This window comes from Psychrobacter sp. S1-30-MNA-CIBAN-0213 (genome assembly GCF_040309845.1).
Classification (GTDB): domain Bacteria; phylum Pseudomonadota; class Gammaproteobacteria; order Pseudomonadales; family Moraxellaceae; genus Psychrobacter.
In genome coordinates this window covers 39451-57432 of the sequence record NZ_JBEOPE010000017.1, presented here as the reverse complement: position 1 = coordinate 57432, position 17982 = coordinate 39451, and the positions used below count along the sequence as shown (strand labels likewise).

The following is a 17982-nucleotide window of genomic DNA, read 5'->3' as shown; positions in this document are numbered from 1 at the left end:
TGGATGCAAAATGACTTATCCAAATTGTTTTATGATATTTGTCCAAGGCATAACATTTTTATTTTGAACTGACTATAAGCGCATAAATACGCTGGTTTAGCCAACTGTTTTCGGTATCATTTGGCGCAATTGGACGTTCTGACCCATAGTAAAAAGTCTTAATACGATCAGGATCAATATTATATGTCATGGTCATATAATTTTTAATTCCTTCCACACGGTATCTTGATAATGTTTGATTGGCATTACTGTCTTCACGTTTGGATATATGCCCTTCGATATGCATAACAGCGTCCAAATGATCTTGCATTTTTTTGCCTGCGTTATCTAGCTGTTCATAATACTCACTTTTTATCTCACTGCTATTTTCATCATAATAGGCTCTAGCTTCCATCCTAAATTCATTTTCACCAAAAAGTAAGGAATCCGGACAACCCCTTTCATCTATCACCACGTTATAGGGAGTGCCTGGACATTGATCTAACTTATCAGGCACTCCATCACCGTCACTATTTACATTAACCACAACCGTTGGCATGTTGATAGTTTGACTTGTTCGATTAGACAAGTCAGCTGTTTGACAACCTGTCAGTGCTAATACACCTATCATCATCGGCGCTATTGTCCATAATTTAACGTTCATACTCTACTCTTCCTTAAGTTAAAACCCTAAACCCCACTCGCCTGCTTCGCAAACAATCGCATAAGCGGTTTCATCTTACCCACGCGGTACATACCTTCGCTACGGATTTGTTGAATAGGACGCATCTGTGCAAGTGACCCTGCAAATAGCCAGTTTAGTGCCGAGAAGCTATGCATCATCAGAATATTATGTGGACGACGCAGACGCTCGTAAGTACGCAGGGTTTGATTGCTGCCCCAAAGCGTGCCACCACTACGGGCAAAATCATGCATTAGCTGTTCACTTAACGCCTGTACATCGAGCATGCCTAAATTAAGCCCTTGTCCAGCAAGTGGATGCACGCCATGCGCAGCGTCTCCTATCAAGACTAAATTATCAGCGACATAACTCTTTGCTTGTTGCGCGGTCAGTGGAAAGCTAGCGATTGATTCAATCTGACTAATAGCACCAAGCTCATAATTACTTGCAGCAGCCAGCTTATCGGCAATCACGCGCGCGTCTTCCTCTATCAATGCCAATGCCTGATTGCGTGGCAGTGTCCAAACTATCGACTGCCAGTGTTGCGGATTGGCCTTATCAGCATCAGTGATATCCGCTAACGGCAATAATGCCAGCGTTCCAGTGGGTAGCATAGCTTGGCGAGCAGTCGCTTGATGAGGCTTGGTCGTTTGAATCGCACAGCAAATCGCGGTTTGATTATAATCAAGCGTATCCAGCTCAATTCCTGCTTGCTTACGCACAAACGAGCCGCGACCATCAGCACCAATCAACAGTTGAGCATCGATAGCTGTATCGTTATCCAAAGTCACACGGTAGCCTTGCTGTGCGCCTAACCAATCCATTCCCACGACTTTATGTCCAGCGATGACGGTCAGATAGTCACTGACATCATCCTCAGATAAACGCTGCCATAATGCGTGCTCAATAACGGCAGGCTCAACCATACTTCCCAGTAGTTTTGGCGCACTGCTTTCGCTATCACCAAATAATAACTCGCCCATACCGTTCAGTTGCCATACCTGCATCTGCGAGTAATCCGCCTTACGCCCAGATAGGGCAGTCTTTTGCCAAGCGCCAACATCTTTGAGTAAGTTAATACTAGCTAAGCTAAGCGCATAGACACGTGCATCGCGCGCGCTCAATACTTCTTGCCAATCTGACTCATCACGCGCAGGACGTGCATCAATCAAGGTCACTGGCATTTTGGCTTGCGCAAGCTTTAGCGCCAATGTCGCACCGACGATACCGCTGCCTATAATCAGCGTATGGTTATTTTTCATAAGTTATCTCTCAATGTTAGAACGCTTATTATAAGACTATGATTTTAAGCCCATCGCATAATTAGCAATTAGCGGTTTAATATTCGGCAGCTTGTCAAAGGCAACCAAAGCCAAGTTCCGTGCTAGCTTCACTGCTGGGTTAGGATGAGTAAAGCCATGTACAACGGCATCACAGAAACGAATAACTCGTTTTTGGTCGGTCTGGCGGGCTTTTTCATAGCGTTTGAGTAGTGTTGGGTCACCGATATCTGCACCCTTAAGCACTTGCGCACTCATCATTTGCGCCAGTACATGCGCATCACGCATACATAGGTTAAAGCCTTGGCCGGCCACAGGGTGCAAAGTATGAGCAGCATTGCCCATGATGACGCAGCGGCCCTCTGCCTGCTTATCTGCCAGTACACGTGTCAACGGATAGGCACCGCGGCGACCGGCAGCGACAAACTTACCAGCACGTTGACCAAATGCCTGCTGCAAAGTCGCCAGAAAATGCGCATCGTCTTCTAGGTATTTATTCTCTTCACCGGTTGGACATACCCAGACCACTGAACGTCTGTAGCCCTTTTGGTAATCATCATTACCATCGCCTTCTGGATCGGTCAATGGCAACACAGCGAGTGGGCCTGCCGGACTAAATCGCTCAATCGCGACATGCGCGTGTGGCTTATCTGTCTCTACCACACCGACGATAGCAGTTTGCTGATAATCATAAGTCGTTGTACCAATATCTAAAAGCTGACGTACCGTAGAGTCGCGACCATCACAAGCGACTAAGACGCTGGCTTGCAATTGCTGCTCATGCTCCTCTTCACCATAATAGCTAAAGGTCAACGTCACACCGTCGCTCTGCTGTTCCAAAGCGATAACATTAGCATTATCAATCAAAGTAATTAGCGGTTCTTGCTGAGCCGCCAGTAATAGCTTACGTCCAAGCCAAGCGTTTTCCATCACTTGTCCGAATGACTCTACCTGCTCTTCTGCTTTATTAAGCTGTGCGCGCCCAAAGCTACCTTGCTCACTGATTTGCACGGCATCAATACGGCAAGCATGACTTTGCAGCTCATCCCACAACCCTATCTCTTGGTAAATCTGTACGGTGCGCCGAGATAATGCCGTATTGCGGCTGTCTAAATAATGACTGCGCGTACTGTCATCCTTTGGGCTAATAGTTGGGTAGCTGTTTTTTTCTAGCAAAGTACTAGCAATACCATGATGTGCTAATAGCAATGCAAAGGATAAACCTACATGACCGCCGCCAGCGATGAGCACCTGTTGCTCGGTCATTGCCGTTTTATTATTTTTCATATTAGATGTCTTATTAACAGTGTTCGATGGCGCAGAATTTGATATCGTTGGCATATCTGAATGAGTATTTTGTATCATTGTTATCCCTATTGGAATCTGTTGGATAAAGCGGTTATATACGATTAGGAAGACTTTTTATACTTAATTATAAAGAGTTATTTATCAGCATTTTATGGTTTTAAGCGTCATGACCAAACGATTTTTAGACAACTCATAGATTACCACAAATTGCCCAAATCTCTGTGTCCTTCCCGGTATGCTTAACGCTGAGTAGCTACTTCTAAGCTTATGAGCATAGCAAAAATTTGTCGATATATGCAGTGGTTGCAATCACCATACAAAAACAGCCCAGTCCATTGCTACACAATGCTTGAAATTTAAAAACTATCAACCATAATGAAGACAGGACTTTCACTTACCATACATATAAACAATAATAACTTTACTGTCATTTTTTCTACTATCTACAAGTAATAAAACCCTACTACTGTTTTATCTATTAAGCCCATCAATCTATTGAGAATCAATGATAGTATCGGGTAACTAATATAAGGATAATCGCTTGACTGATTCCATGAGCCGCCGTATAAAGTTTGAGTCATTGACCCCAGCACAGCTTAAAACCGTGCTTGGCGAATACAATAATCACATGAAATATCTGCAAGACCGCCTCGATATCAAAATCAGCCAACGCCAAGGCGACTTCTGTCTGAGCGGCGATGTCACAGGTGTCGAACGCGGCGAACGTATTATATATAAGCTAGTCGACGAAGCCCAAAACACAAAAGATATTAGTGCAGAAGAGTTACATCTCATCATCCAATCTAGTATCTCACGCGATCAAGATACGGAAGATGATGAGCAAGTCACTGATAGCGAAGATGATGAGAACGATTTGGATTCACCAAATGATTTTACACCCATTAGTCTGCGCACACGTAAAGGTAAAATCATTCCACGCGGTGGCAATCAGCAGCGTTATGTAAAAAACGTGCTAAGCTCTGATGTGTCGTTCGGTATTGGCCCTGCCGGTACGGGTAAGACTTATCTTGCGGTAGCATGTGCAGTCGATATGATAGAGCGTAATGAGATTGAGCGTATTTTGCTCGTACGTCCAGCCGTAGAAGCTGGAGAGAAGTTAGGCTTTTTACCAGGTGACTTGGCGCAAAAAATCGACCCGTACTTACGCCCGTTATATGATGCTTTATATGAAATGCTTGGCTTTGAAAAAGTCGGTAAAATGATTGAGCGCCAGATTATTGAAGTTGCTCCACTTGCCTATATGCGTGGTCGTACCTTGAATAACTCGTTTGTCATCTTGGACGAAGCGCAAAACACCACACCTGAGCAAATGAAAATGTTTTTGACACGCTTAGGCTTTGGCTCACGTGCGGTCATCACTGGTGATATTACGCAGGTCGACTTGCCACGTGGTACTAAGTCAGGACTGACGCAAGCGTTAGAAATTTTGAGCGGTATTGAAGAGATTCATATCACTAAGTTTGACTCAAAAGATGTGGTACGTCATCAATTGGTACAGCAAATCGTTGAAGCTTATGATGTCTTTGACAGTGAGCAGTTAATATTGGAAGAAAAACGTAAACAAGAGCGTATTGCTGAGCAAGAGCGCAGACAGGCAATAGCCAACGCGGCATCTAAATTATAACTCAGCTTGTTAAATATCTAGGGCGTGCCCTCATTTTTATTACCATTATCAAAATGAGGACACGCCCTAGCCTTAAAATGAAAAACCGGATCACTAAAGATAGTCGTCCGGTTTTTTTATTGAGCACTTAATGGATTGATTACTTAATAGGTTTAACCTTAATATTGCCTCACCTGCTATAGTCAATCCATAATGAGATAGAGATAGCATATCGATATAATGAAACCGAGTGCAAGCTATATTAGTACAGTAAACGAGATCGACGCCGTAGCGGCTTCAAAGTAAGCTGTCTACATAGCAGTGTTATGGAACGATCAATATATTTGACATAGTAATGTTTAATAAGCGTGCTGTTTGTTAATAGGATAGAACAATGAACCAATCTAATGATAATAATGTGAATGAAATAGAGTCAAATAGCCTAACCAGTGCTGAGCTAAATGTCAGCGCTATTGATAGTATTGATGATAATTTGATTGATGGCTTTTATAGTGAAGATAGTCTGTTACCAATTATGATGGCGACCCTAGACTATATAAATGAGCGCAATAAAGATGGGCTGACGCTACCCTACTTTACAGATATCAGTCTTGAGATGTGGCAGCAGAAACCTAAAGCATTAGATATATATATTACTGACAAGACTGAAGGTCGTGAATTGAATCTAGAAGCACGGGGCAAGGATTATGCGACCAACATTTTATCTTACCCAAGCGAGATGCCAGCTAATATTATTGAGCTGATGCCAACATTGCCACTTGGTGAACTAATTATCTGTCATGAAGTAATGGTACGTGAAGCCGTAGAGCAAGACAAAACGCTAGTACAGCACATTAGCCACTTATTGGTACATGGCGTGTTGCATCTATTAGGCTTCGATCATGAGCTCGGTCAAGCTGAGCAGGATGAGATGGAACGTTTTGAGATTGAGATTTTGGCAGGTTTGAACCTACCAAACCCTTATGTTTCAAATACCTAATCGCCAAACCTCTTAAACTCTAAACTTCTCAACCTCTAAACTCATAAGCTCCAAATTCCTAAATTTAACTTAGCTAATCTTTAGTCATCGGTAGTTTTTGTGATTGGCCCATTTGATTAATCATCTGATCTAAGCCTTTGACATGGACACTGCGCTGCGGGAATGGAATCTCGATTTTTTCATCATCCAACGCATGTTTAAACTGTTCAAGCAAATCGCATTGCATTGTCCACCAGTCAGCATTGGTTGTCCAAACGTTTAAAGTGAGATCAACTGAGTTATCACCCAAATTGGTCACACGTACGATAGGCTCAGGATCAGTAAAAGCCATCGCATTGTTTTTCGCTAAGCTCAGCATCACATTTTTGGCAGTTTTGATATCGGCATCATAGCCAATCCCTACTGTGATATCGACACGGCGGTTGGGCAGCGCGGTATAGTTGATAACCGCTGAAGTGGTAATATCGCTATTAGGTATAATGATATCGTGATTGTTAATCGTCGTTAGATGGGTATTGACCAAAGTAATTTCAGTCACTGTACCGGTGTAACTACTAATCTGCACATAATCACCACGTACAAACGGGCGAAAAGTCACAATCATGATGCCAGCTGCGAAGTTTGATAGCTGATCTTTTAGTGACAAACCAATGGCTACTGCGGCACCACCTAATATGGCAACGACTGACGTGGTCTGTACGCCAACTTTGCTAAGGGCAGCTAGGACTACAATAACCAGCAACACGCCATATATTAGACGACCTAAAAAACTAGCCACGGTATCATCTAAACGGCTACGTAGCATAATACTATGAGCAAAGGTAACCGCCTTTTTGGCAAGCCAGCGCCCTACCACAAATATTAATATCGCTAAAACGACTTTAAGCGCTAAGCTTAGTGCGTTACTCGTTAACGCGGCAACATCGATAGTAAAACCTAAAAATTCCATACTGACTCTTTACTCTATAGCTTCGTTTGTTTATTAGGACATATTAAAATAGAATCAGATATTGGCAATCATTCTAATTCATTATCTATTTGAACCCACTCATAATTACAGTTTGTTTGTAATTTTAACCAATGGTTTTTTAATACCGTATTTTTTAACAGATTACTTTTTGAAAGTTTACGTTTTAGATTTTTCGTTTTAATAAGTTACTTCTACTTTATCACTATAACGATAAGTACGAATCAAACGTAGCTCTACAATATCGCTCATATCTGCGGTAAACTTACCAAAGGGTGCCGCTTGCCGTACTGATTGCTTGGCCGCTTCATCCAATATCGTCGAGCCTGAGCTTTCAAGTAAACGGATGGCTTTAATATTGCCATTATTACTGATAATCACCATGAGACGTACTTCACCAGTGATACCTTGCGCACGCGCTTGCACCGGATAGTACAAGTTACCAACACGCTCAACATGCTCACGGAAGGTTTCGATATAATCTGCCGCAGCGCCGCGAGTAGTAGAGTTGCTATCGACAGTTACGACTTTGGACTTGGTTGCATAGACTTGTTGACGCTGAGACAGCTGCGCCTCTAAAGTCGCAATCTGTTTACGTAGACGCTCCTCTTGTGCCATCATATCATCTTGCGCTTGCTTACTGTCGTTGTCAGCTTCTACATCAGCCTTACGCCAACTCAAAGTCGTGCGCAGATAGCTCTCTTGATAACGCTGTTGACGCACTTGGCGTTGCAGATTGATGACATCTTGAGTCTCGCTTATCTGCTCTGAGGACAGCGGGCTAGTTTGCGCGCTTTCTTGCCGTACTTGCTGGCGTACCGAGCCTCCACCTTCTTGTGAAGCATTAGCGATATAGTGAGCATCCTCATTCGGCTGCATATTGTCTGTCAAAGCCTTTGCCACATCTTGCATCAGCGCCGCAGGATCTTGCCCCATAGAAAAGCTGACACCAAAGATAATAACACCATGTACCAACAACGCAATAGTAATAGCTATCGGTAAGCTAAAGTTGCGTGTTGGAGCTTGAGTAGAAAAATGATAGCTTTGAGAATCTTTAATATGTGCCACAGTAAGTCTCAAATTATAAGAATAAAAACAGTAATAACCGTATTGATACGATTATTTTGCATCAGTAATGTTTTTGCAGCCATCATACAAGCAATAACTATGCCTACCAATAATAATATCCGCGCTATCATAACATGAGCAGCAATTATATCGCTATGCTGTCATTTTATCGCTATTCAAAATAGCTATAAAGCTTAAGAGCTGAGGAAGAAGCTATTTAGGCACGCCTGCCTATCTTCGTTATATTTCTTAAGTTATTTGCTACAATACAAGGCCTTAAGTTTTGTACCATGCTATTTTGCTATATACTATTTTCACTTGTCATATTGCTACTGGTCATGTCTATCAATTACTTATTATATCAATTAGCAGCTGACAACCAATTATACGGTTAAAATAATCCTACTATAATCATAAGGATAACAAGTTTGAGTAACTTCGATAACTTTGATGACTTCTCTGATAATCTTGGCTATCGTTTTAACGAGTCATTTAGTGATGGTTGGGAGAGCTTAACCCAAAATATCAAAAATATGTACAACAAAACTGCTGATAAGCTTGATGATGAATTGGCTTTGCCCGTTGCGCAAAAATACGTCAATGATGCCCTGCAAAAGTTTGTCACAGACAATGTCAAAGCTATCTTAGAGTTACGAGTTGAGCTGCATGATGACTGGTTTCGTTTATATTGTACGGTTAATGCCGCTGGTGTTTACGCTGAAGTAGCTAGTAACTTTAGCCTTGTACATGCCCAGCTTGACCGCAATGTACAGCGCTTTGTATTTGGCCAGCTGACTTATACAGACGTCCTCAACTTACGCTGTGAGTCATTTTTGAAGCTTCAAGGTATCAAACTTGCCATCTGGTTCTATCATAGTGTGCTCAAGAAAGACCCGTTAGGCGTTATCCTGACTTATATCAATATCGCCCGCGCGAAAGAAGATATTATTTATCTCGATATTAATCGCTGGCTAAAAAAGAACCAAAAAATCATGAGTACCTTACATAAGGTACAGGTGAACTACGGTGAAGTCGAAGAAGATCAGCTAATTCTAAAGGCACAGATTAACTATCGCGACCTATTAGGCGGTAGTAGTGGTGAGGATATCATCAGTGATGATGATGAACCCGAGTTAATGCAAGGTCCTATTAATCCCATAGATGATGCCACTGAGCCAAGCACAGAGTAGCTTTTACATCACAGAGTAATTCTTACAGACCTTTACTGCTTTGGCTAACTAATAAAAAACGCCACGTATCATTAGATTGCGGCGTTTTTTTGTCAATAACTTAAAGCAATTAACGACTTAATGGGCTTACCAATAATTCTCTACCGCAATATTACCCTCACCACGTCGATTCATGACCAGACCCATATCTTTCAAGGTCTCCTTAGTATCCTCTACCATCTCTGGATTACCACATAGCATCACATGTGCATTATCGATGTCCAGCTTTATACCTGCGCGCTCCTCTAGTTCTCCATTGAGCAATAGTTTCGGCAGACGCTCAGATAATGCTCCTTCCATTGGCTCACGAGTCACGATCGGCACAAATATTAAATCAGCAGGATTATCAACCAACGAGCCAAAGTCTGCCTGTAGCTGTCTTATTTGCTCAACGTAAGCCAATTCCTCTTGCGAGCGCGCACTATAAGCCAATACGATATGATCGTAGTCTTGCCATGTTTGCAGGTCTTGTAGCATAGATAAAAAGGGTGCCAGACCAGTACCTGTTGCCAGCAACCATAAGTCTTTTGGTAACGGTTTTTGATAACGTGCCAAGGTCAAAAATCCAAATGGCATGGTATTGAGTAGGAGCTCATCTCCTACTTGCAGATGCTGCAGCTGCGAGGTAAATGCCCCATCAGGTATCACAATGGAGAAAAATTCAAGCACCTCATCAAACGGTGAAGATACTATAGAATAGGCACGAAAGATATCTTCATTCAATGCTGCATCAGACTCTTCGTTTTGCTGCTTGTAGTATTGTAGTTTGCTGGGGTTAACTCCCAAACGTACAAACTGTCCTGCAGTAAATTTAAAGCTATCTGGACGGGTGACTGTAAAACTAAATAAACTTGGTGTCCATGTAGTTTTGCTCAGCACTTTAACGGTTTGAATATTATTTTCACTCATAATAATTAGTCACTCACAATTTATTAATATTTATTTTTATAAAGCTTATTAAAACGAACAAATAAAAAAGATGCGCCAAGCTTATCATAGACTTGGCGCATCTTGGTTTTCTAACAGTAACGGCAGACTAACAGTAAAGGATTGCAACGACTTAGCCTGTATTTGACAGGCCACACGTTAAACTTAGATTACCAAATACTCGCCATACCTGACCACACAATCATACTGTTTGGTAATATACCGAAGAAAATAACCACCACGGTAACACCAATAACCATCAGTCCGCCCATACGGATACCCCATTGCCCTGCTACATCAAACTCAATAAACTGTTTTGGACGTTTAAATAGTGTCAGCATGACGCGTAAGTAATAGAACAGACCAATAGCACTACCTAAAATAATCATTGCAGCCAAGAACCAATTAGCACCTTGAACAGCTGCCAGTATCGCAAATAGCTTGGTAATAAAGCCCGCGGTCAGTGGAATACCGGCCAACGATAACATCATAATAGTCATGACCGCAGTAAGCACTGGACGACGCCAGAACAGTCCTTGATAATGTACCAACTCGTCAGCTTCACCAGATAACCGATAAGGGCTAGACATTAATGTCACCACACCAAAGGCCCCAATAGAGGTGAAGGCATAGGCGGCCATATACATACTAGATATGCTATCAGCCGCACTACCAATACTAACAATCACAATCAGCACATAACCCATATGAGCAATAGAAGAATAACCCAGCAGACGTTTCAGGTTGGTTTGACGTACTGCCAATAGGTTACCAACTAAGATAGATAGTGTGGCCATTACCATCAATAACATCTGTACTGAAGGCAATGCCAATAAAGCCGTATCAATTAAAAAGCGAACAGCAAGTGCCATCATAGCAACTTTAGATACGGATGCCAGATAAGTGGCAATAGGAGCTGGTGCACCTTCATAGACATCGGGTGTCCATATATGAAAAGGTGCTGCTGATAGTTTAAAAGCAATACCAAACATCATTAGCGCTGCGCCCAATATCAGCAGCGGTGACTCAAACATATCACCTAGTACCAAACTGATTGGCTTAAAGGCTAACGAGCCAACTTGCGCATAAATAAAGGCCATACCCATCAGTAAGGTTGCAGACGCTGTCGCTGATAACACCAAATACTTAAGCCCTGACTCAAGCGAGCGGTTACGTAAAAAAGTATAAGACAATAGACCATATAGCGGTATTGAAAGCAGCTCTAAGCTCATAAAGAAAGCGGCCATATGCTGCGCAGATACCATCAATAGCGCACCGGTGGTCGATACTAGCATCAGCAAATACAGCTCATCCTTATTGTCTTTCAGATTGGCAAGATACGCATACGCTAACGTACAGCAAGCCAATGCACAAATAAAGATAATGACCATATTAAACTGAGCAAAGTTATCAATTACAAACAGCTGCTCAGCGTTTGGTAGTGCACCTCTTCTACTTATCACGCCGCCTATTTGCGCAAGTAAGGTAAATAGGCCAACGTTTAGACCGATTACAGTAATAGTACCGGTGACCACATGCGAGCGCTTGATAGTAATCGCAATCATGACTAACAGTGATGTAACTGCTACTGCAATGATTGGTGCATAAGGCATTAGCCCCATCAAATCATTCATCGTAAATTCATTCATGACTTAACGTGCCTCCATTGCATCAAGTAACTGTGACATATCTACTTGGGTAATCTCACTATAGATATATGCATTGTTAATCCACTGCATAGCGTGACTTGATGTATCAAGTATTGGCTGCGGATACAGTCCGAGCCATACCAATCCAGCTGCTAACATAAGTAATAACGACAGCTCACGCTTGCCCAAATCTTTTAACTTGCGAGCAGGTAAACCATGTGATTTGGTTTCATGTAACGCCAACTCTTCGATATTATTGACACCAAATAGCGCGCGGTAAATCAAGATTAATGAGTATAGACCTGCTAATACTAAGCTAAAGGTTGCTAGTACCACAAACACTGGATACTGCGCAAATGCGCCAAACAGAATCATGAATTCACCGATAAAGTTACCGGTACCAGGAATACCGAGAAGTGCAGCACTAAAGAACATCAATATCGGTGCATAGTAACGGAATTGTCCCCACATACCACCCATCAAGGTCAAATCACGAGTATGCAAGCGCTCATAGAGCTGGCCTGCCATGATGAATAGAGCTGCCGAGCTAAGACCGTGCGCAAGCATTTGAATCATTAAGCCTTGTAAGCTGAGCAACGTACCTGCATAAATCGCCAAGACCACAAAGCCCATATGCGAGATACTGGTATAAGCGAGCAAACGCTTCATATCAGTTTGCATAAAGGCAAGCCATGCCCCGTAAAAGATACCAATCGTACCTAATGTAATGGCAATCGGCGCAAACTCTTGCGAGGCTGCTGGAAATAACGGTAATACAAAACGGATCAGACCATAAGCCGCGGTCTTAATCAGTACCCCTGCCAAATCCACCGAACCTGCTGTTGGCGCTTGCGCATGGGCATCAGGTAACCAGCCATGGAATGGAATAATAGGTAGCTTGACTGCAAAGCCGATAAAGAAGCAAAGCATGATCGGATATTCCCAGCCGCCAAGTGGCGTACCGAGCAAGTCATTATAGTTAAAGCTAACCACACCGCTATTGGCGTAGCTAAATAGTACTAATAATAAAATACCAATGAGCATGATAAGCCCAGAAGCTTGGGTATAGATAAAGAACTTGGTTGCTGCATATTCTTTGGTCTTACCACCAGCGACGTCATGACCCCAAATGGCAATCAAGAAATAGATAGGAACCAGCATCATCTCCCAAAAGAAGAAAAACAGGAACATATCAATCGCTAAGAACACACCAATGACACCGCCTAAACTCCATAACAAGTTTAGATGGAAGAAGCCGACACGGCGTTGAATCTCATTCCACGAACAGGCAACAGCCGCAACACCGAGTAATCCTGTCAATGCAATCATCAACAGCGACATACCATCTATCGCCAAGTGAAAGCTAATACCAAAGCTTGGTATCCATGGCACACTATATTCGGCAACCCATGGTACTGCAGACTGCGGCGCAATTACTTGCTTACTCATGCCCGAAAAGTCGCCATACTGCCATAATACGAGTGACAAACCAAAGGTTAGCATCATCCCGATTAAGGCAATCCAGCGCGGCAGACGCTTATTTACCCGCTCAACCAACCAACATAATAATCCTGCAATAAATGGAATTGCGATCAATGCTGGTAGCATCCACGTTTGTTGTAACTCTATCATTTTATACCACCGTCATCATTACCAGCACCAACAGCACAGCCATGCCCAAGCCGAAGCTTGCAGCATAGCCTCGAAGTGACCCTGTTTGCGTTGCAGACATAGCTTTGTTACCTGCTGATGCCAGCATAGGTAATATCGTCCACGATTTATCAATAGGATCGGCTTTAAATAAGCGGCCAATGAATAAAAAGGGTTTTACAAACACTAAATCGTATAGCGCATCAAAGCCCATACCGTTATAGCACCAATAATACAGCGCGCCACCAATACTTGATTGCTTAAAGCGCGTAAGCAGGCGACCTTTATCAACCACATATAATAGTGCTGCTAATATCAGTCCTGCAAGCATCGCACCCATGGCAATATATTCTGCTGTATGTTTACCTTCGGCTTGATTAGCGACCTCTAATAAATGCCCAACACTCTCTGGTAACACACCTTGTAACGGTGGCGTTATCCATGCACCAACTGCAGTTGATAGCACTAACAACACGCTGAGTGGCAACCAATACGACACACCAGATAGTTTATGCGCTGGCGTTTTTTCTTCGCCAAAAAAGATTATCCAAATCATACGGAAAGTATAAATCGCGGTTAAGAAAGCACCGAATACACCCATATAGAATAAGACTTGATGACCGGTTGCAAAAGCTTCCCACAGAATTGCTTCTTTTGAATAGAAACCAACCGTTACCCAAGGTATGGCTGCGAGCGCACCACCACCAACAATATAGCACCAAAATACTAATGGTATTTTTTTACGTAAGCCGCCCATCTTAAAGATATTTTGCTCATGATGAACCGCTAAAATGACCGCACCTGAAGATAGGAACAACAGAGCTTTGAAGAAAGCATGCGTCATCAAATGGAAAATTGCACCTTGCCATGCACCAACGCCAAGCGCTAAAAACATATAACCGATTTGGCTCATGGTCGAATACGCTAAGATACGCTTAATATCTGTTTGTACCAGTGCACAAAGTCCAGCGACCACCAGTGTCAACGCACCTACTGCTCCAACCCAATACAATAAAACGCCAGGGGTCAAAATAAATAGCGGATGCATACGGGCAATTAAATAGACACCCGCGGTTACCATCGTTGCTGCGTGAATCAATGCAGATACCGGTGTCGGACCTGCCATTGCATCAGCAAGCCATGTATGTAACGGCAACTGTGCTGATTTACCCATTGCACCGCCAACCAACATCATCGTTGTCAAAATCATCGTTGGATTATTAACATCGAATACTTCAGGAGCGCGAGTGATAATCTCTTGAATATTAAGCGTACCGAATTCACGAAATAGTAAAAACAGCCCAAATGCCAAAAACACATCACCGACACGTGTCACCGTAAAGGCTTTCATTGCAGCGCGGCCATTGGCACGATCTTCAAAGTAAAAACCAATAAGCAAGTATGAGCAGATACCCACACCTTCCCAACCAAGATATAGCAACAATAAGTCGTCTGCTAATACCAGCAATAACATACTAGCCACGAACAAGTTCATATAACTAAAGAAACGTGCAAAGCCTTTATCACCTTTCATATACCAAGCGGCAAACAGGTGAATCAAAAAGCCGATACCTGTAATAACTCCAGTCATCGTCAGTGCTAATCCATCAAAACTAAGACCAAAGCTTGGCGCAAAATCGCCAACTTGAAACCATGTCCACAGCGGTATCTGGATTACCGTACCTGCTGGATTAACCGTCAAAAAAGTGTAACTGGCAACCAGTGTACATAGTGCTGATAGCAACATACTACCGACGCCGACGAACGCTGCTGCCTGTTCGCTTGATTTGTCACGCATAAAGGCTAAAATTAAAAAGCCAATGAGCGGGAATATAAAGGTTAATGGTAATAAACTCATGACATCATCCTTTCATCTCATTGGCGCTATCGACATCGAGATGCCCACGCTTATGATAAAACTGTAGTAATATTGCCAAACCGATGGCTGCCTCAGCTGCTGCTAATGTCAAAATAAAGATAAACATAATTTGTCCATCTGGATCAACCCAACGGCTACCCGCCACTACAAACGCTAGTGCTGCTGCATTCATCATGATCTCAAGGCTCATTAGCATAAACAAAAAATTGCGCCGAACCATCACACCGCATAGACCAATAGCGAACAAAATACCCGCTAGGATTAATCCGTGGCTCATGGGTATCATACCCAATACACCCTGTGCCTCAGCAACAGGCTGTACAAAGCCTGCTACTTCATGGGCGAACGGCACGTTTGACACGTCTTGTGCCACGCTCGCTGCTAGTACCATCAGTCTGACTCCTTGCGCGTAGCTTTTTGCGTACCAACCTGCATACCCACATAATCATGTGGATCTACTTCTTTATATTCGTATGGTTTAGCCATTTTAACGGCATCACCAACTGTATCGCTGCCGTCATTCTCATATTCTATGATGCTACCAACGCTTGGGCGAAAATCTTGGCTATCATTGCCAATAATCTCATCGTCTACAGACTCTTTGCCTAAATGATAAGCAGCAACCAAGGCAGCTAATAATAGCAACGCCGCCACTTCAACCAGCATGATATATTTAGTAAATAATGCCGTACCCACTGCTTTGGCTGAAATAGTGGTACCACCAATAACAGCAGCCTCGTCATGATTAAGCCCAATCATCGCATAAAGCACAACCGCGACAATGACAGTCAATCCAGTAGGTACCGCCCATGTCTTTGCATCAAGCCAGCGCTCTTCACGTGCATCATTAGCCATACCAAGATTGAGCATCATAATAACAAAGACGAAAAGAACCATGATTGCGCCAGCGTATACGACAATCTCAAGCGCCCCTGCAAAGGGAGCACCTAGTACGAAAAATATACCGGCTATTGCTAACAACGATACAATCATCGATAAAATAGCATGTACTGGATTGGCATTCGTAATTACTCGTAGACTAGCAAAAATAGCCACCGCTGCGAGCGAATAGAACCCTGCCAATTCAGGATTATTTAAGATATTCATCATGGCAGCAAGCTCCTAAGATCAATAGGTGCAGCTTCATTTTGCGCCGCCCCTTTTGGTTTATCTGCCACCGCCATACCAGATACGCGATAATAGTTATAATCAGGGTATTTACCTGGTCCTGAGATAAGCAAATGCTCTTTTTCGTAGACCAAGTCTTGACGCACATACTCACCCATCTCAAAATCAGGGGTCATTTGAATCGCTGTCGTTGGACAAGCTTCTTCACATAGACCACAAAAAATACAGCGTGAGAAGTTAATCCGAAAAAACTCTGGATACCAGCGTCCATCTTCACGCTCAGCTTTTTGTAGAGAGATGCAACCGACTGGACATGCCACAGCGCACAAGTTACAAGCGACGCAGCGTTCATCACCATCAGGGTCGCGGGATAATATGATACGCCCACGAAAGCGTGGCGGTACTGGCACTGGCACTTCAGGATATAATATTGTATCGCGTGGCCTGATCGCATGGCTATTAACCATCCACATGCTGCGGACAATGGTAAATATACCAATGACAGTCTTTTTTATCGTAGTAAACATGGGATTATTATCCTTATCAGCATTACTTCAGATCATTACCGAAATTACAGCGTTGGAGAAAAAATCAAAATAACCGCAGCAGTAATCAGCAAATTGATCAAAGTAACCGGCAGACAGACTTTCCAACCGAAATTCATCACCTGATCATAACGCGGACGCATGAGGGAGCCTCGAGCCAAAATAAACATGGTCATAAAGAACAGCGTCTTAATCATGAACCAAAAAGCTGGTGGAATAAATGGAATATCTAAATTAAAGGGCGCAAGCCAACCACCAAAGAATAGACAGGTCATTAGCGCAGAGATTAATACAACGTTGACATACTCGCCAATGAAGAACATACCGAACTTCATACCCGAATATTCAACATGGTAACCTTCGGCAAGCTCTTGCTCCGCTTCTGGCTGATCAAAAGGATGTCTATGGGTTACCGCCACACCGGCCACTACAAAAGTTAAAAATCCGAAAAACTGCGGAATTATATACCAGCCATCAATTTGTGACTCAACAATCTCACGTAAATTAAAAGAACCTGTCAGCGCAACAACACCCATCAACGATAAACCTAAGAACACTTCATAACTGATCGTTTGTGCCGCTGAACGTAAGCCACCTAATAGGGAGAACTTGTTTGCAGATGCCCAACCACCGAACATCACTGCATAGACAGCAATACCTGCCATTGCAAAGAAGAACAAGATACCGATATCCCAATCAGCTACGCCAAGCGTTGGTGAGATAGGAATGATGGCAAATGAGGCCAATGCAGTAAACATCGCTACCGCAGGCGCCAAAGTGAACATAAACTTATCGGTAAAGTTTGGTGTCCAATCTTCTTTGAAAAAGATTTTGAGCATGTCAGCAACTAGCTGCAAAGAGCCAAAAGGTCCGACACGGTTTGGACCGTAACGATCTTGCCATAAGGCCAACATGCGGCGCTCATAGACAATCATCATAGCGGCAACCATGACTACTACTAAAAAAATGACCAGCGACTGCGCGACCATAAATAGAATGGACCAAGTATCAAAGGTCATGCTACCGGCCAAAAAGCTTGGCACATCAGGGATAATACGGGTAACTTG

At 43.0% G+C, this 17982-nt stretch carries 16 protein-coding genes; 3 read left to right on the top strand and 13 right to left on the bottom strand.

The features are described 5' to 3' along the window. Positions 1-58: 58 nt before the first annotated feature. From AAEY87_RS13145 to AAEY87_RS13135, 3 genes are read right to left on the bottom strand one after another with little or no spacing between them, the layout of a single operon-like run. The gene (locus AAEY87_RS13145) at positions 59-643 is read right to left on the bottom strand and encodes an OmpA family protein (protein ID WP_350657492.1); all 585 of its coding nucleotides are present in this window, start codon (positions 641-643) and stop codon (positions 59-61) included. Between the two features lie 26 nt (positions 644-669). Beyond that, a complete protein-coding gene (locus tag AAEY87_RS13140) occupies positions 670-1923 on the bottom strand; it encodes an FAD-dependent monooxygenase (protein WP_350657491.1) in 1254 nt (417 codons plus the stop codon). 36 nt (positions 1924-1959) lie between these two features. After that, entirely contained in the window at positions 1960-3207 is a 1248-nt protein-coding gene (locus AAEY87_RS13135; RefSeq protein ID WP_350657495.1) for a UbiH/UbiF/VisC/COQ6 family ubiquinone biosynthesis hydroxylase, read from the bottom strand. Positions 3208-3802: 595 nt separating this feature from the next. On the opposite strand from AAEY87_RS13135, the gene AAEY87_RS13130 reads away from it, so the two are divergent. Together AAEY87_RS13130 and ybeY are read left to right on the top strand one after the other, a co-directional pair. Beyond that, a complete protein-coding gene (locus tag AAEY87_RS13130) occupies positions 3803-4894 on the top strand; it encodes a PhoH family protein (RefSeq protein WP_350657494.1) in 1092 nt (363 codons plus the stop codon). Between the two features lie 373 nt (positions 4895-5267). Next, positions 5268-5873, top strand: a complete 606-nt coding sequence (gene ybeY, locus AAEY87_RS13125) for an rRNA maturation RNase YbeY (protein WP_350657490.1) — start codon at positions 5268-5270, stop codon at positions 5871-5873. Positions 5874-5946: 73 nt separating this feature from the next. Here ybeY and AAEY87_RS13120 read toward each other — a convergent pair whose 3' ends face one another. Beyond that, the gene (locus AAEY87_RS13120; RefSeq protein ID WP_068326236.1) at positions 5947-6822 is read right to left on the bottom strand and encodes a mechanosensitive ion channel family protein; all 876 of its coding nucleotides are present in this window, start codon (positions 6820-6822) and stop codon (positions 5947-5949) included. Positions 6823-7020: 198 nt separating this feature from the next. After that, positions 7021-7908, bottom strand: a complete 888-nt coding sequence (locus AAEY87_RS13115) for an energy transducer TonB (RefSeq protein ID WP_350657489.1) — start codon at positions 7906-7908, stop codon at positions 7021-7023. 428 nt (positions 7909-8336) lie between these two features. Between AAEY87_RS13115 and AAEY87_RS13110 the strand changes: the two genes are divergently transcribed. Further along, positions 8337-9098 carry a hypothetical protein gene (locus tag AAEY87_RS13110; protein ID WP_227514109.1) on the top strand — a complete coding sequence of 254 codons (762 nt, stop codon included), beginning with the start codon at positions 8337-8339 and terminating at the stop codon, positions 9096-9098. A gap of 126 nt (positions 9099-9224) precedes the next feature. On the opposite strand, the gene AAEY87_RS13105 is transcribed toward AAEY87_RS13110, so the two are convergent. The 8 genes from AAEY87_RS13105 to nuoH form a co-directional block, all read right to left on the bottom strand. Then, the gene (locus tag AAEY87_RS13105; protein WP_068034771.1) at positions 9225-10046 is read right to left on the bottom strand and encodes a ferredoxin--NADP reductase; all 822 of its coding nucleotides are present in this window, start codon (positions 10044-10046) and stop codon (positions 9225-9227) included. A gap of 188 nt (positions 10047-10234) precedes the next feature. Then, the gene (locus tag AAEY87_RS13100; RefSeq protein ID WP_350657488.1) at positions 10235-11713 is read right to left on the bottom strand and encodes an NADH-quinone oxidoreductase subunit N; all 1479 of its coding nucleotides are present in this window, start codon (positions 11711-11713) and stop codon (positions 10235-10237) included. Positions 11714-11716: 3 nt separating this feature from the next. Further along, entirely contained in the window at positions 11717-13345 is a 1629-nt protein-coding gene (gene nuoM / locus AAEY87_RS13095) for an NADH-quinone oxidoreductase subunit M (protein ID WP_068034767.1), read from the bottom strand. Position 13346: 1 nt separating this feature from the next. Beyond that, entirely contained in the window at positions 13347-15221 is a 1875-nt protein-coding gene (nuoL, locus tag AAEY87_RS13090) for an NADH-quinone oxidoreductase subunit L (protein WP_350657486.1), read from the bottom strand. Between the two features lie 4 nt (positions 15222-15225). Next, the gene (nuoK, locus tag AAEY87_RS13085) at positions 15226-15534 is read right to left on the bottom strand and encodes an NADH-quinone oxidoreductase subunit NuoK (RefSeq protein ID WP_058368358.1); all 309 of its coding nucleotides are present in this window, start codon (positions 15532-15534) and stop codon (positions 15226-15228) included. A 98-nt stretch (positions 15535-15632) separates the two neighbouring features. Further along, on the bottom strand, positions 15633-16352 hold the full coding sequence (gene nuoJ / locus AAEY87_RS13080) for an NADH-quinone oxidoreductase subunit J (RefSeq protein ID WP_350657485.1): 720 nt from the start codon (positions 16350-16352) through the stop codon (positions 15633-15635). Beyond that, positions 16349-16897, bottom strand: a complete 549-nt coding sequence (gene nuoI / locus AAEY87_RS13075; protein WP_068034761.1) for an NADH-quinone oxidoreductase subunit NuoI — start codon at positions 16895-16897, stop codon at positions 16349-16351. The genes nuoJ and nuoI overlap by 4 nt, the downstream gene beginning before the upstream one ends. A gap of 44 nt (positions 16898-16941) precedes the next feature. Continuing rightward, a complete protein-coding gene (gene nuoH, locus AAEY87_RS13070; protein WP_203226510.1) occupies positions 16942-17934 on the bottom strand; it encodes an NADH-quinone oxidoreductase subunit NuoH in 993 nt (330 codons plus the stop codon). Positions 17935-17982: the final 48 nt, after the last annotated feature.